This window comes from Microcoleus sp. AS-A8, from assembly GCA_039962225.1.
Lineage (GTDB): Bacteria > Cyanobacteriota > Cyanobacteriia > Cyanobacteriales > Coleofasciculaceae > Allocoleopsis.
On the sequence record JAMPKV010000017.1, the window covers coordinates 38,893 to 54,843 of the forward strand.

The 15,951-nt window shown below is 45.9% G+C and carries 15 protein-coding genes; 10 read left to right on the forward strand and 5 right to left on the reverse strand.

Going from position 1 to position 15,951, the window contains the following annotated elements:
- Nucleotides 1-207 precede the first annotated feature (207 nt).
- Nucleotides 208-663, forward strand: a complete 456-nt coding sequence (locus NDI48_23305) for a hypothetical protein (protein ID MEP0834095.1) — start codon at nt 208-210, stop codon at nt 661-663.
- A 737-nt stretch (nt 664-1,400) separates the two neighbouring features.
- Nucleotides 1,401-1,613 carry a hypothetical protein gene (locus tag NDI48_23310; protein MEP0834096.1) on the forward strand — a complete coding sequence of 71 codons (213 nt, stop codon included), beginning with the start codon at nt 1,401-1,403 and terminating at the stop codon, nt 1,611-1,613.
- A 45-nt stretch (nt 1,614-1,658) separates the two neighbouring features.
- Here the strand turns inward: NDI48_23310 and glpK are convergent, their stop codons facing one another.
- The 3 genes from glpK to NDI48_23325 form a co-directional block, all read right to left on the reverse strand.
- Entirely contained in the window at nt 1,659-3,263 is a 1,605-nt protein-coding gene (glpK, locus tag NDI48_23315) for a glycerol kinase GlpK (protein ID MEP0834097.1), read from the reverse strand.
- 612 nt (nt 3,264-3,875) lie between these two features.
- Nucleotides 3,876-4,181 (reverse strand): RNA-binding protein, encoded by a 306-nt coding sequence (locus NDI48_23320; GenBank protein MEP0834098.1) that lies wholly within the window; start codon nt 4,179-4,181, stop codon nt 3,876-3,878.
- A gap of 663 nt (nt 4,182-4,844) precedes the next feature.
- Entirely contained in the window at nt 4,845-5,219 is a 375-nt protein-coding gene (locus NDI48_23325) for a hypothetical protein (protein MEP0834099.1), read from the reverse strand.
- A gap of 113 nt (nt 5,220-5,332) precedes the next feature.
- Here NDI48_23325 and NDI48_23330 point away from each other — a divergent pair, with 113 nt between their 5' ends.
- Together NDI48_23330 and NDI48_23335 are read left to right on the forward strand one after the other, a co-directional pair.
- Nucleotides 5,333-5,482, forward strand: coding sequence for a hypothetical protein (locus tag NDI48_23330; protein MEP0834100.1), 150 nt, complete (start codon nt 5,333-5,335; stop codon nt 5,480-5,482).
- A gap of 136 nt (nt 5,483-5,618) precedes the next feature.
- The gene (locus tag NDI48_23335; protein MEP0834101.1) at nt 5,619-6,062 is read left to right on the forward strand and encodes an Hsp20/alpha crystallin family protein; all 444 of its coding nucleotides are present in this window, start codon (nt 5,619-5,621) and stop codon (nt 6,060-6,062) included.
- A gap of 161 nt (nt 6,063-6,223) precedes the next feature.
- On the opposite strand, the gene NDI48_23340 is transcribed toward NDI48_23335, so the two are convergent.
- Nucleotides 6,224-7,972: a glycoside hydrolase family 9 protein gene (locus NDI48_23340; protein MEP0834102.1), complete on the reverse strand. Its 1,749-nt coding sequence runs from the start codon at nt 7,970-7,972 to the stop codon at nt 6,224-6,226.
- 562 nt (nt 7,973-8,534) lie between these two features.
- On the opposite strand from NDI48_23340, the gene NDI48_23345 reads away from it, so the two are divergent.
- The 6 genes from NDI48_23345 (at nt 8,535) to NDI48_23370 (ending at nt 14,945) form a co-directional block, all read left to right on the forward strand.
- Nucleotides 8,535-9,134, forward strand: a complete 600-nt coding sequence (locus NDI48_23345; protein ID MEP0834103.1) for a hypothetical protein — start codon at nt 8,535-8,537, stop codon at nt 9,132-9,134.
- A gap of 292 nt (nt 9,135-9,426) precedes the next feature.
- Entirely contained in the window at nt 9,427-10,410 is a 984-nt protein-coding gene (msrP, locus tag NDI48_23350; protein MEP0834104.1) for a protein-methionine-sulfoxide reductase catalytic subunit MsrP, read from the forward strand.
- A gap of 234 nt (nt 10,411-10,644) precedes the next feature.
- Nucleotides 10,645-11,673, forward strand: a complete 1,029-nt coding sequence (locus tag NDI48_23355; GenBank protein ID MEP0834105.1) for a tetratricopeptide repeat protein — start codon at nt 10,645-10,647, stop codon at nt 11,671-11,673.
- A gap of 63 nt (nt 11,674-11,736) precedes the next feature.
- A complete protein-coding gene (locus NDI48_23360; GenBank protein MEP0834106.1) occupies nt 11,737-13,485 on the forward strand; it encodes a tetratricopeptide repeat protein in 1,749 nt (582 codons plus the stop codon).
- Complete coding sequence (locus NDI48_23365; GenBank protein ID MEP0834107.1) at nt 13,478-13,999, forward strand: DUF3368 domain-containing protein; 522 nt, start codon at nt 13,478-13,480, stop codon at nt 13,997-13,999. The genes NDI48_23360 and NDI48_23365 overlap by 8 nt, the downstream gene beginning before the upstream one ends.
- A 43-nt stretch (nt 14,000-14,042) precedes the next feature.
- The gene (locus NDI48_23370; GenBank protein MEP0834108.1) at nt 14,043-14,945 is read left to right on the forward strand and encodes a hypothetical protein; all 903 of its coding nucleotides are present in this window, start codon (nt 14,043-14,045) and stop codon (nt 14,943-14,945) included.
- Nucleotides 14,946-14,990: 45 nt separating this feature from the next.
- On the opposite strand, the gene NDI48_23375 is transcribed toward NDI48_23370, so the two are convergent.
- A complete protein-coding gene (locus tag NDI48_23375) occupies nt 14,991-15,947 on the reverse strand; it encodes a type II secretion system F family protein (GenBank protein ID MEP0834109.1) in 957 nt (318 codons plus the stop codon).
- Nucleotides 15,948-15,951 lie beyond the last annotated feature (4 nt).

Below are 15,951 nucleotides of genomic sequence, written 5' to 3' on the forward strand. Positions count from 1 at the left end.
TTGTGTAGGCTAGCGAGCCAGTTGTGCAGATTGCTTCAACAAGCTGGCGCAGGGAACGTTTAACAACAGACTCATCATTGCTCCTACAATATGGCGACAGTTCTTGGGGCGCACACCATATAGACGTGTTTTAGTCTACTGTGTACTGAGGATAAAATTCCCTGTCATTGACAGGTTTACAGATGTTTAGAACAGCCAAAAAATACAATGAAGATTAAGCCTCTCATTTTTCTGACTATCGCTGTGCTGTTTAGCACTCTGCTCAATAGAGCAGCAACAGCCGGACCTCTAGAGCAATATGAGCAAGAAGTGACTAATCAGCTTCAACACGCTATTCAAACCGCCAAAAATGAGGGCTATCAGCTATCGTTCCCTCCTAATGTGGCGAAGTTGGCTCGCAAAGCAGAAGCACCCAAGATGGTAATGCTCTATCCGAATCGCGAGTATAGTTTCGTTGCTGTGTGCGATCGCAATTGCGAGCAGCTTAAGTTGGCGATTAAAGACAAGGATGGCAAAAGCATTATGGTCACTCCCACGGCTGATCCTGTTGCTGTCGTCACCTTTAAGCCACCATCCGAGAACAGATATCAGATCACGGTGAAAATGGAAAAATGCTCCCTACAGTCTTGTTATTTTGGATTGGGAATCTTTGCTAAGCGATAGACGTGAGCAATTCGAGCCAGAGTGATTGCCCAGTTGTGTAGTAGACATTCAAACCTAAGGCATTGCCTCAAAGGATAAGCACAACCATCTTAAAAATACAGAGTACACAATTGTCTGCTGCCACTCACAATGAGTTATATCCTGGCCAAGGGGCATCTACAAGTTCCTTACGAGCAGCCAAGTTAGACGGTCGGCTGGGCTTTGGGCTGAAAATAAGAAAAAAAAACTGCCCCCCAAGCACGGAAGGAGGGCAAATTAGTAGTCCAAAAGCTTCCAACTAACAATTTACTAATCGGTTGTGAAAATTTTGTGAATTCGGCAAATCGGAAACAAAAAACATGAGAGTTTTTCTGAAAAAAATGCCCTCCCGTATCTTCCAATGGTGAGGGCATATAAGCAGTAGTTCTGAGTCTATAAAATGAGTGTGAAGAATTTGTGAAAATCTCATTTTTTAGCAGAGCATTCCTATAATCATTGGTTTCCTCAATCAATCAAGCCTCGCCGCTTTTCACAATTGACACAAAAAATCTCTAATTTGAATTCGGATGATCTAGGTTTTAGCTAGAGCAAAATTCGTTTTATATCTGTTAGAATTAGATTAGCAAAGTTCAAGGATATAGCAACTCTTAAACCAGAAATTTTATAACAAAACTTTTCAGTAATAGATGAACAGCAAACTAGGCCAAGGCTAGTCTGAACACGAAAAATTAATCGTGATTAGTACGAGAGGGAAATCAATGACTATTGAAACGAAGTCCAGGGGAAACCGATGTCCCACGCCACACCACGATGCAGCCGGATTCACCCAAGAAGAGATTCAAGATATTCAGCGATTTGCTGATGAACATGGCATTCAGGGCGCAGCAAGAATCAAACTGTTCATATTGCTCAGAGAGATTAGAACAGTTCGTGGTGTTGAAAGCCATCAAGGCAACAGGCACAGCCGTTGAGACTATCATTTGTCTGCCGCCACGTCTTGGCGTCCTCTGAAAGTGTTATTGTGCCCAGTGCTTAGCTCTTTTAACCGCTTCGAGCCAGGTTGGAAAACTCCCCTGCGCCTGGGTAACCCCTTCACCGGGCTGGAAAACGCGATCAATTTGGCGGCTTGACGTGAGTGCCGCATAATCTTGCCAAAATCCCACCGCCAAGCCAGCCGCAAAGGCTGCTCCTTGAGCTGAGGCATCTAGGACTTTTGGACGTTCTACAGGAATACCCAAGACATCCGCTTGAAATTGCATTAAGAAGTTATTCTGACAGGCTCCTCCATCTACTTTTAACCGAGCAATTTCAGTACTGGTATCTTGATTAATAGCCTGTACGACTTCTTTGACTTGGTATGCGATCGCCTCTAGTACCGATCGCACCATGTGTTCCCGTTGCACCCCGCCTGTAATACCAAAGAACGCTCCTCTGGCACTCATATCCCAGTGGGGCGCACCTAATCCACTCAGCGCCGGGACAAAGTAAACACCACCGGTATCTGCCACTCGCTGCGCCATTAGTTCTGTATCCGCCGCCGCCGTAATCAGCTTAATCCCATCTCGCAACCACTGAATACAAGCTCCTGTTGTGAAGATACTGCCTTCCAAGGCATAGCCGACCTTGTAATCCGAGGAATGGAGAGAATTTTCTCCGACTTGCCTCCTCTCAATCTCTGGCTGTGTCCAAGCGATAGTGGAGAGGAGCTGATTTTGCGATAGCGAAGCGCTGCTGCGTTCGCCCTTGGCGTTGCCGAAGCGTCGCGCAGATCGCGGCAACTGTTCACCCGTATGAGCAATGAGAAAACATCCCGTCCCGTAGGTACACTTCAGCAAACCAGGGCGATTGCAACCATGAGCAAATAAGGCCGACTGCTGGTCGCCCAACATTGCGGTAATCGGTACCGCATCTCCCAATACCTCAGGCTGGGTGTAACCAAACAACCCCAAACTTGGCTGAATCTTCGGCATCAAATGCCGTGGAATGCCAAAAAGTTCTAACAACTTGCTATCCCATTGCTGTTCTGCCAGATTCATCAACATCGTGCGGCTGGCATTACTGTGTTCTGTTGCATGAACCTGTTCTCCTGTCAAGTTCCAGAGAATCCAAGTATCAATGGTTCCAGCCAGGACGTTATCGAGGTCAATAGAGGGGTCTTGCTGCCCTTGAATATGCTCTAGTAACCAAGCCAACTTAGTAGCAGAGAAGTAGGCATCGAGGATTAAGCCTGTGCGATCGCTAATTTCAGCGGCATAACCCTGCTTAGCTAATTGATGGCACAGGGGTGCCGTGCGACGGTCTTGCCATACAATCGCATTATGCAAGGGTCGTCCTGTAGTTTTGTCCCATAACAAGCAGGTTTCTCGCTGCACGCTAATTCCAATTGCCGCAACAGCAGAAGCTGCTACCCCCGCCTTTTGCAATGCTGTCTGCATTGCCCACAACGTATCTTCCCAAATAGCTCTGGGGTCATGTTCTAACCAACCAGGTTGCGGGTAATACTGAGTCAGTTCTTTATACGCTTGGCTAACAATTGCGCCTTCAGCATTGAACAGAATTGCCCGATTGCCTGTAGTACCAAGGTCGAGGGCGAGAATATAGGCAGGTGCGCGATCGGTCATGGTTTAGCTGGCGATTGTTAGTACCTATAGTACTAATAGTTTCCAACAGCCGTGTTATAGCAAATCTGGGTTGATTACCCCCTTTTTGAAACAATTTATTGCTAGGGGAGCTGACCTTATGCAATTCTTTTTTCAAAGCTTGCTGATACCCCCCACTCCTCAGTGGGAACAATAAGTATAATTACAACCTCTTTGGAGTACACGTCGAGCTATGACATCACAAACCACTGAGTGCAAATATCTGAAAATCGGCTCGAGCACAAAAATGTCTGCGGCTCAAGCCGATAAAGCTATCAATTTTGTCAAACGCCATAACCCGTCTAACTAACTCGTTACCTATGGGGGATTGAATTCCTTCATGCGCTGTTGAAATAGGCATTCCCACTTCAGGAACCCAACAGGCTATTATCTTCGAGATTGTCTCCCTGCTCCTGCTGGGGGATTTTTCTTGCGTTCTCTTTCTATGTCACACAAAAAAGGCTTAAGCTTTTATGCCTAAACCTTTTAGCAGTTGAATCCAGTCATGAGACTGATTCAGCTTAATTGTGAGTTAGCCCTGCATAGCTTAGCAAGGCAAAGACGGACTCGCTAGCGCGAGAGCCATTGAGCTTATTAGCGGCGAGAGAAACTGTTGTTTCCTCGGTTTCCACCACCACCACCAAAAGACCCTCTGTCTTCACGAGGCTTGGCCTTATTAACTTTCAGGTCACGACCCATCCATTCAGCACCATCAAGTGCATCAATGGCAGCTGTTTCTTCAGACTCTGCTCCCATTTCCACAAAAGCAAAGCCGCGTACACGACCTGTTTCACGGTCAGTGGGTAGCTGAACCCGCTTGACCGAACCATACTCTGCAAAAACACCATTAAGGTCTTCTTGCGTAACGTCGTAAGACAAGTTGCCTACATAAATTGACATAGATTTTCTCCAAAATCTGAGGGGTGTAGAGATTTAGAGTTCGGAGAGAAGCCTGCCAAGACCAAAAGGGAAAAGCCGATTAATACTATCAACAAACACTGCAACCGAATTTATTCTCACTTACTAATGTAGCACGGTAGTGATGAAAATGGTTTCGATGTCACGGGCAAAATGGCTAATTTAGAGGAAATACTTGGGCTATACATTACTGGAAAGCTGATTCACAGAGCATTACAGCTCTAAATAATTTTTGTCAATTTCGATGATGGGACAGACTTAATTGATGTTTTTTGTGCCCATTAGCTTCTTGAAAAACAATGGTGCTGAGTGGAGCGGTTCTGGTGCTGCTACTGCGATAAAAGTTCTTGCCGTGCCTCAGCACGACGGTTCTTTCATTAGCAGGGGTCATGGGGGATACATTTATATATAGCTGTCGCCATAAAGGTTAGGACCGCTTTAACGGTTGAAACGACGATGTGCCAGTAATAAATATAAAAGCCCTGTGCCTTCTGCCTTCTGCCTTTTGCTATAGGTCATGCAGACGGGTTGACCCTCCACAACTAGAAATCGAAAACTAGAAATCGAAGGATGGGCTAACGTATATTGGCCCACCCTTGTACACTTCGAGCGCATATTGACTCTGTTAATCGGTCAACTTCCGCCTCAACGAACGAGTACCCTTAGCTGTCTGCTGTCATTCGTATATCCCGAATTGGGGAAGCTGAGGGGATTATTGGGATCGAGAGTATCATTGAAAATCACTTCTACCCCATCACCAATGGGGGAGCTTGAGGGAGATTGCCTCACTCTACCCACATTCGTTGTCGTAGGATATTCTCCTCCCTGGGAAGCTCCACTGAAAAAGTTTTGGAAATCGTCGGAGACCGAGCGATTTTCCACAGTACGCAGAGATTGACCCGACAGCGTCACTGAACTGTTGTTTGATCTAGACGGGCTAGTGGACTGAGCGTTGGCTGTTGAGGCTAAACCCGTGAGTACTGCTGTGGTTCCTAAAATGAGAAGGATTTGACGTATCATGGCAAACTGCTCCCTGTATTTAATTTTTTTTTATTCTTGGTTGCCGTGCGCTGATATTAATTAAAGCTCGACCTCTATGGCTACATATACCAATAATGTTAGAGAGAGCTGATGTGAATACATATTATTTTAACAACATTCTTGCGATCGCTCATCCGAACCTGGTGTCGCTCCTCTTCTCAAGGGGGCAACCTGTTGGCTTTAATCAAAGTACGGCAAATTACACACAAGTAGAACTAATGGCTTTTCAAGGGTCAACCTGAGTTCGGGAATTACGAACAACTCGCTCGTCAAAGCCGAATTGATGAACTCTGCCCTTTGCAATACTCTAAATATCAGAAACAGAGATTCAGAACTGTATTCTCTGAAACCACAACATCAAACTAAGAGGAAACAGCTATGGCACTGATTCGTTGGGAACCTTTCCGAGAAATTGACAGCCTACAACGGGAAATGAACCGTTTGTTTGATAGTCTTTCACCCGCCCCTACCACCAATGAAAACATGGGGGTTGCCTTTATCCCTCCTGCTGAAATCCACGAAACTCCAGAAGCGATTCAGTTAAAACTGGAAATTCCTGGCATGGAGGCGAAAGATTTGGATGTGCATGTGACGGCTGAAGCCGTATCAATTAGCGGGGAACGCCAATCTGAAATTCAGTCGGAGGAAAAAGGCGTTACTCGCAGCGAATTCCGCTACGGTCAATTTCGGCGAGTCATTCCGTTACCGACTCCCATTCAAAATGACAAAGTTAAAGCGGATTACAAGAATGGCATCTTGAGCTTGACTTTACCAAAAGTTGAAGCCGAAAAGACTAAAGTCGTTAAAGTCAACATCGGTTAATCTTGTTTGGGTTTGGTCTCAGCAAATCTAAATTCATAATTTTAGATGAGTTAAGGGGGATAGCCCAAAACCCATCCATCTTTGGTAAAGGCACGGCGAGCATAATATTTCGGCTTAGGCCCGATAGTGCTCATGCCGTGCCCCTTCTGAAAATGTGGAATTCAATTCGCCTCTGCCATTAACATTCCCATTAGTCCAATCACAGAAGCATTGTAATCAATCGCATATTCATTTGTGGCATAAGACCGTTCATCATCGAGATAGCTCAACGGCCCCAACCCTTTTGGTGCAATTCCATCCTCCGCCTTAGCATTAGGCCCACCCACCATTAAACCGGGAATTACGATTTTTTTGGCTTGTGCTATCCGGTGATGTACGTTCCGCACCGAGTTGGAGCCTACCCCCGTAATGAAGGATTTATTAAAATGATTTCGTCCTACTAGATAATCCAACTGGTCAACGGCGGCTTTCAAGTAGTCTTGATTGCCTGTGAGACGATAGGCATAAAGTAGAGTGATTCCCTCTTCAGCCGCCCTTTTATTAGAAGCCCAGATGAAATCTTGATTAGCCAAACGGTAGCCACTAGAAGCAACCTTTTGCATCAGAGAGTCTGCCCGTTGTAGGAGCTTTTCCTTAATTTGTTGTTTTAGAGGATCTGAACCTTTCCGACCTGTCAGCATCAGATAGTCAGTCATGCCCAAAGGAGAAGGGTCACTCCATTCATAGAGGCTATAAGTCCAAGAAGCGATGTTTTGAGTTAGGTATTGCTCAAAGGCTGAGTTACCCGTAGTAATTAACAATTCTGCGGCAGCCCAAAGCCTATCATTTGTATCTGTTTGCAGACGACCTTCAGGAGACTGATTTAGGTATCCACCAGAACCGTTATCGTCCCCTTGAACCCAATCTACTTTCGTTGAGGGTTCTGTTTGTAGAAAACTCCAAGCTTTCTGAGCTGCTTTCAAACAGTTCTGAGCAAATTTAGCGTCATAGGGTGCATAAATTCTATTCGCCATTGCCATTGCAGCGGCAAACTTGGCCGTTTCTGGAGTAGAGATGCCATAGAGATATCGGGGTTGTTTATCTTCATGGGGCACAATTGCTCCAGGCCACTCTTTTCCTGAGAGCTTGCGGTAAACAGCGCCATCCTCCCGTTGCATCGTCAGCATCCAATCCAATCCAACTTTAACTTCATCCAGGATGTCGGGACGACGATTCCCACTCTCAGGAATGGCAAGTTGGCGATCGCTAAATAAATTAGGATATTGCTCGTACAGGCTTAACAATCGACCAACAGTCACGGCAGTTGGCCCAACATATTTGCCGTAATCCCCAGCATCATGCCAGCCACCTGTAGCGCGTTTTGGCTTCCCATCTTGATTGAAGGCATCTGTATGAGCAACCAGTCCATCGCTGATATGGCAGGGGGGATGATTCACCCCACTCGCCGAATCTCTTACAGCAACACCGCACCGCTGCAAGTAGTAAGAACGCAGGAGTTTGCTCAAGGATTCTCGATAGATGTTTTTCCCAATCTGGAAAGGATAGGACTTAATATCGCCGGATTTTAGGTAATAAGAACCTTCTTTATTAAATTTGGAAAAATCAATAGTCTGGATGATATCCTGACTGGCGGCATCTTGTTGCGGTGCGCTCAATTCAGTTTCAAAAACAGCCCGTTTAGTTCTGTTGCTAACCAGTTGGACTTTGCCCGGTTGGGGAGCGCTCAAATTGAGCAATAGAGCTGTCTTAGTAGTATTAGGATAGTAGCCAACTTGATTAATAACAATTTTTGAGGCGGCAGCTTTACTGGGAGTTTGAGCATTACTCTTGGCTGAGAAGCCGTATGCGATCGCAAAAACGCAGCTGAGCGCAATTACGATAATAAAAATTAACATTTTGCTGATTTTCATTTTGTCTGAAGCTTTACCTTCAAGCTGACTGGGATCTCAATACTCTTCGGTAGCGTGAGATTTAACACCGGGAGATACCCCAGCTCTCCACAGAACAAAGAGCGCAAGCAACATCTGGCTTCTCCCCTTTTCACCGGAACTCATACGAGGAAGAGAGGGAGCTAAAAGAGACTACCCAATTGGGAGACCATCAGAATCTCCTGTCGTCTCCACCCCTCCTAATGTTCCTTTGGTCAACAGAAAAGTCAGGAGACGTGACTTAGCATAAAAATTTTGAAAAAAGAGTGTAAAGCAATACATTTAATGTCTCTTTACTTTTGGAGAGACGTATTACTAGATAGCCAAAAAGCTAGTTAAATCGTGCATTCCGCTCAAATGTTATCTAAAAAGGCTAGTCCTGCGATAGTGCTGTCTGCCATTAGAGGAATTTTTTTTCATCAGTAAATATTCGGAATAGTTTCTCACCGCGCCTAGAAAATTTTCCGTAATTTACCTGTTTTTGATTCAAAGGGAAGCTTTTTAAGATAGCTACAACCACGTCAAAAGGCAGTACAGAAGAACTATGGGACATCTACAAGAATTTGCAAAAGCTTCACTTGTGAGTTTGAGTGCATTGGCTTTCGCCGCATTACCGGGTGGGGCAATTCCCTTTGGCTCGAATAAAGTGTATCGGGTTGGGCAGGATGTAATCATCAGCGCTCCTGCAAGCAGCAAGGTTGAAGTCGGGTTAGGTGCCCGTGTACGCAACAAAGCTGTAGTGGCTGGGAGTTGTGGAGAAGTCAAGATTACTTTACCTAAAACTTCCCCTGCAACGGTACAAGTAGGCACGAAAACATTAACGATTGCCAACTTGCCCACTCAAAGTTTACCTAGCTGTAAAAATGGGCAATTTACAGAAGCCCGGACAACTGACTTCAAAACGGCTGAAGGCAAGGTTGTGGTAGTAGGATTTACGCCAAGTCAAAGCGTGGCTGTAGGGATTCCAACGCCCACCACTCGACGAGTTTCCATCAACGCCTGCGGATTTGGGACTATAAAGGGTGCTTCTGGAAGTATCACAGTTAACGGTCAGGACTACAATGTGAGCCAACTTCCTGACGCTGGTGCATCTCCAGCCTGCCGTAAGGGCACCGCATATACTCCTTCATCTTGGTCTCGCTAAGGAGAGAGTAAGAGCTTTAAGCGTTTGCTTGTTTAACTTACAACTGAATGAGTCGTAGCTTTCTTGTGGAAGGGGCATTTTGCCTGTCCAGGCTATGGTGACTTAGATGTTTAGCCGCCTACCATAACTGAAGTTCAGCCCACCCTGATTAAGGGTGGGTTGTTTTTTGCCAACCCCTGCGAGTGAGGCAGAAACGATAGGATCTAAGCAGTAACACGATTCTAAAGGATCGCCAGATTGCTTCCATGCCTACAGGAGCAATCAACTTCAGCCGTAAGCTTCTTTATATCCAATGACAATTATCCGCGTGCCTAAATCCTGGGAAATCCCAGAGCGAGACGTTACCCCAGAATCCGCCTATCTCAATCGTCGTCGATTCCTGAAAACCCTGATGGGGGCTGGTATCGGAGCAAGCCTGATGCCAATTCTCGGCTGTGAGAAGAGAGAGGAAGTCAATAGCAAATTAGCCGTAACTCTGGATACCGCCAGTTTAGAGGCTAAGCGTAATCCCGCTTTTTCTGAGGTTGACCGACCGACTACAGAGCAAATTCTGGCAGGACAGTATAACAACTACTATGAGTTCGGCATGACCAAATCCATTTGGCAAGCGGCTCAGGCATTGCCAACCGAAGACTGGAAAGTTGAGGTGAGGGGTTTGGTGAAGAATCCGCGCACTTATGATTTAGATGATTTGCAGAAAGCTTTTCCCATGGAAGAGCGCCTCTATCGCTTTCGCTGTGTCGAAGCTTGGTCGATGGTGATTCCCTGGATTGGATTCCCCATGAAATCGCTCATTGCGGCGGTCGAGCCAATGGATAAAGCAAAGTTTGTCAGGTTTATTTCTTATTATGATTCTAAAATCACAGCCGGCCCTTTCTGGACATTAGGGCAAAGGCTACCATGGCCTTATACGGAAGGGTTGCGACTTGAGGAAATGGCAAATGATCTGGCATTCTTTGCCATTGGCAATTACGGTCATCTGCTACCGAAGCAGCATGGTGCGCCAATTCGAGCCGTGTTGCCTTGGAAGTATGGATTCAAGGGAGCAAAGTCGATTGTCAAAATTGAGTTTGTTGAGGCTCAGCCTGCAACATTTTGGAACACTATCGATTCCCATGAATATGATTTTGAGGCCAACGTTAATCCCCAAAAACCTCACCCTCGTTGGTCACAAGCGACGGAGAAATTTATTAGCCAAGGGCCGGATCTGAAATGGAAAAAACGCCCAACGCTTCCTTATAACGGTTATGGAGAATATGTGGCGAGTTTGTATTAGAGCTTACCTATCGATCCCCTACCCCCCCTTTTTAAGGGAAGCTAAGAAATCTCTACTAGAAACGCCCCTAGGATTGTTGAAAATGGCTATTACTTGAAATAGTTGAGCATTGCGCTTATTGGCAATATGACTGACCCAAACACGGCTAAACTCATTTTTCAACAGGGTGTTCGCTGTTTATAATTACAAGATTTTGAAGTCGCGATCGCTCTTTTCGATGATGCGGTTAAACTTATCCCTGATGATGCCGAGGCTTGGGCTTGTCGAGGGTTAACGCTAGGGCATTTGCAGCGCTACGCCGAGTCAATTGAGAGCTTTAATCGCGCAGTACTGTTGAATCCGAAGGATGTGCGAATTTGGTTAAATCGAGGTATTTCTCTGTCCGAGTGGGGAAAACAGGAAGAGGCAATTGCCAGTTTTGATAAAGTTTTAGCCCTTCAACCCAAGGACTCTGAAGCTTGGACGAATCGGGGTAATTCCCTGGTGTTATTGGGTCGCCATCAAGATGCGATCGCTGATTATGACAAGGCGATAAAATTTAATTCAAATTACTATAAGGCTTGGAGTAATCGAGCCAATGCACAGTTTAACTTAGGTCACTTTCGGCGGGCTATTGCCTGCTATGACAAAGCCCTATCCATTCAGTCGGATGACCCAGAAGTGTGGTACAACCGGGGCTGTACGTTGATGGCAGAGGGGAGAATACAGGATGCGATCGCAAGTTATGACAAAGCAATAGAAATCAATCCAAAGCATGTCCCGTCTTGGATGAATCGCGGCAATTCACTATCAAATCAAGGCAATCAAAAAGAGGCATTAGCTTGCTATGAAAAAGCGATAAAAATCCAGCCAAATGACTCTCACGCTTGGAATAATCGTGGATTCATCTTGCGGCGGATGGGACGTTTGAAAGAAGCTGTAGCCAGCTATGAACAAGCCGTGAAATGTATGCCTGAGAACTATGAAGCTTGGGACAATCAGGGTTATATCTTGGTTTTGTTGGGGCGGTACAAGGAAGCAATGGCAAATTTCGAGAAGGCTTTAGAGATTAATGCTAATCATGTCAATGCTATTTATAACAAAGGTTACTGTTATGCTCGACAGGGTAAGGTGACATTAGCGGTTAATTATATAGAACAGGCGATTGAGATTAATCCAGATAAATATCGGCAAGTTGCCAAAACCGATCCAGGTTTGGATTGTCTGCGGAAGAATAAGCGGTTTCAGGCTTTAATTGAGGATAGTAAGGGTAAGGGGAGGTGAAGGGTGATCGCATTGATACCTTAATGACCAATTTAGCAAAACTTGAATCGAAGAAGTACCCCTATGAGTACCCTCCTTTTAGAACGTCAGGATGAAGTAATTGCGAGCCTCGAAAAACTTCTAGAAAATAAACCCGATAAAGACAATACCTGGTACAACCAGGGCAATGCACTATTTAATTTAGGACGCTTAGATGAGGCAATCGCTAGCTACGACAAACCCCTAGAAATTCAACCAAATTTCTATGAAGCCTGGTACAATCGAGGCAATGCATTGTTTTACTTGGGACGCTATGAAGAAGCGATTGCCAGTTACGACAAAGCCCTGCAAATTCAACCAAACTCTCACGAAGCGTGGTACAACCGAGGCATTGCGCTGTTTAGCTTGGGAGCTTATGAAGAAGAGATCGCCAGCTACGACAAAGCCATTGCAATTAAACCTGATGACCACGAAGCCTGGTACAACCGGGGCAATGCACTGCTTAAGTTAGGATGCTATGAAGAGGCGATCGCTAACTATGATAAAGCCATTGCAATTAAACACGACAAAGACAAAGCCTGGAACAACCGGGGCGCTGCACTGGGAAAATTGGGACGCTATGAAGAGGCGATCGCTAGCTATAACAAAGCCATTGAAATTAAACCCGATAAAGATGAAGCCTGGTACAACCGAGGTATTGCCTTGTCTGACTTGGAATGCTATGAAGAAGCAATTGCTAGCTATGACAAAGCTCTGGAATTGAAACCCACTTTCTATCAAGCTGAGTACAATCGGGGCATTGCCTTGTCTGACTTGGGACACCATGAAGAGGCGCTCGCTAGCTATGATAAAGTACTCAAAATCAAACCAGACTTCTACGAAGCTTTGTACAACCGAGGCATCGAGTTAAGGAACTTGGAACGGCTAGAAGAGGCGGTCGCTAGCTACGACAAAGCCCTTGCAATTAAACCCAATGAGTACGAAGTCTGGTACCACCGGGGTACTGCGCTGGGGGAATTGGGATATCTGGAAAAGGCGCTCGCCAGCTTCAATAGAGCCATAGGAATTAAACCAGACAAGTACGAAGCCTGGTACAACCAAGGTACTGTTCTTTTGAAATTAGGATATTCTCAAGAGGCGATTGCTAGCTTTGACAAAGCTACAGGAATGAAACTAGACCTTCACCAAGCCTGGAGCAACCGGGGTTATGCGTTGGTGAATTTGGGGCGCTACGACGAGGCGATCGCTAGCTACAACAAAGCCTTAGAAGTCGAACCGGACTACCACGAAGCCTGGTACAACAAAGCTTGCTGTTATGCCTTTCAAGGCAATGTTGAGCAAGCTATTGAGAACTTACGACAAGCCATCAATCTGAGTCCTGATGAATACCGAGAGAAGGCAAAAACTGACTCAGATTTTGACAGCATTCGAGAGGATGAGCGGTTTCAGGCTTTAATTCAGGAAGAAAGCGATTGGGAAGAAGGAGAAATAGACGAACAAGAATGGCTTCGAGCAGCAGCCAGCAGTCCAGCATTTGATTTCCTCAAAGACCCTGAAGAAGACACGTACAACTCAGCTACTTCCTTACAGCTCATAATCGAATATCCAGCTACACTTCCAGATGCTCTACAACAAACAAGGGAACAGTTTGAGCAAGAAGCTAAATGGGCAATGGCAGTCAAGTTATTTGAAATGAAACGTATATCTTCGGGGACAGCAGCTCAATTATTAGGTACAGATAGAGTTACTTTTCTGCTGAACTTGTATCGTTATGGCGCAGCCATGATTGACCTCGAAGAAGAGGAACTTTTATCTGACTTGGAGAATGCCTGAAACTGAAAAAATTGTAATTGATGCTGCGCCACTCATTTCGCTTGTAGCAGCTCTGGGTGATTTAAAAGTCCTACAATCTCTTTACTATCAAGTGCTAGTTCCTTTTGAAGTCTGCCAGGAGATACTTGTAGGCGGTTCCAGTGGTTTTGCAGTAGCAGAATTTGAGGCTGCTACTTGGTTAGAGAAATGGTCGAATCCTCTGGAGATTTCCCTGCCTTTGCTCACGTCTTCGCTGGATCGAGGTGAGGCAGCTGTGATTCAACTAGCCATAAATGAAAGCATCAAGACTGTCTGCATCGACGAGACAGTGGGCAGGCGTTTTGCTAAATTAAATGGGCTTTTACTCACAGGTTCTATTGGCATTTTGCTGCGTGCCAAAAAGGAAGGGTACTCATTCTCTATGCAAGAAGCCATTGAGCGGATGAAAAACCGAGGTATTGGACTGAGTGAAAAAGTCGTCACTTTTGCGCTTAACCAAGCTGGTGAGAGTGAGGGCTTTGACAGCACCCTTTAGCAATTTTAGACTTTGGTTCAGGAGCGCCCCCCACAGGTAAAATATGCGTCAATTTCCAAAATTCCTGATTACCCTCGCTGCTTGGGTAACATTTTCTCTCGTACCCCAACCCGTTCTTTCCCAACAGTGGCGTCCCGTGCGCGGTGGCATAGCGTTTGGCATCAGTGGGATGGTGCTACTCACTCAGCAAAGTGATTCCCATTCTTTTCTCGTTGCTCATGACAATAAACAAAAAAATCAGGGACGTTTGGCAATTATTACCATTAAGGGTGAAGAGTCACCTCAATATTTCCCCTTAAAGTGGTCTAGTAATGCCCCGTTACCTGTCGATCTAGAATCTCTAACTGCCGTCCCTGGAACATCTGAACCTACTTTTATGGCAGCTACCAGTGCGGGAAAGGTTTATCACTTCCGCTTGGATGCCTCGAAGCAAACGATCTCAATTCTTAACGTTTTTGATTTACCCAATATTGCCAAGGGCAGCAATTTTGAAGGATTTGCGGTACAGAAAATCGATGAGCAGTTAATGGCGGTATGGGCACATCGGGGAGAAGACGATGATCCAGCCGTACTTGACTGGGGACGGCTTGACCTGAATACTTACCAGATTACTTCGATCCGTTCCGTTCCCTTAAAAGTACCGTTCCCTCTCTCAGCAGTTCGCCACATTTCCGACCTAAAGGTAGACTCAGCCGGGGTTCTGTTCATCTCTTCCGCCACAGACAACGGAGATGATGGGCCTTTTTCATCAGCTCTATATGTGGCAGGTGCATTTGGAATTCGCGAACAGCAAATTATATTTCGCCAGAATTCTCAACTTGTTCCCCTGTATCGCTTTAACTACCACAAAATCGAAGCCATTGAACTGGTACCGGGGCGGAATGGCGGTCTGATTGTAGGTTCAGATGATGAGAATATGGGGGGGGCTGTGTACTTGGATTGGTAGCGAATCTTTGCGGCTGCTAAACAGAATAGCGATCGCTATCCTGGTTTAACCGGGTAGTGAGTCAAGCAACACGGTTAAACCCCGAATACCTACGACGGCAACCAAACTTGCGATCGCCACAAAGCTTAGGGGACGTAAACTCGCTTGTAGCAGTTTTAGTCCTTGTTCTAACTCTGTTTCGTAGTATTGGGCTACGTTTTCCAGTGCCGTATCGAGATTGCCCGTTGCTTCACCTGTGCGAATCATCTCCATCGCCGTCGGCGGTACTTTACCTTCCAGAGAACGGCTGAGGGGTTGCCCCATGCGGATGAGTCGCGCAGCACGGGTGAGATTGGCTCTCATGATCGGGTCTGGAAGATGCTCTTTGAGCAATTCTACAGCGGTGAGAGGGGAGAGACCACAACTTAAAGGTAACCGTAACTGGGCTAAGTCAAGCAGCGATCGCGCCTGAATTAGCTTACCCACAATCGGCAACTTCATGGCGAGTTGGCGTGAACCTTGACTGGAATAGCGAGAAAGGAAGAAACTGATGCCCCATAACAGTAGTGCGATCGCTAAACTTCTCAACCAAAATTCCAGTCTGAGCAGACCTGTGGCGTTAGGATTAAGAATTGCGGCTGATAAAATCAGTAGACTCCAAATTGTGGTAATGACTGAGAATCGCACTGAACGCCCCAGTCGTCTCCGTCTGGTTTGAGCTTCGGCTGCGATCGCTAATTGCTCACAAGTTTGGGCTAATGAACCACTATATTCTGCCAAGCGAATCAAGCTAATTGTCCAACTGTCAAAATAGCCAGAGTCAACTGCCAGTGCTGAAGCTAAGTCTTGACCCCCATCTACCGCCACACTAACCTGTTGCAAATAGCGCTGGAATGAAGGATGCCCATTCTGACGCATCAAGGTTAAACTCTGCTGCACACTCATGCCAGAGTTGAGCGCAGATGCCAACTGATAAAAGAACTGGGCTTTTTGGTGAAGCGTTAATCGGTTGGGTAGAGCCACTGTT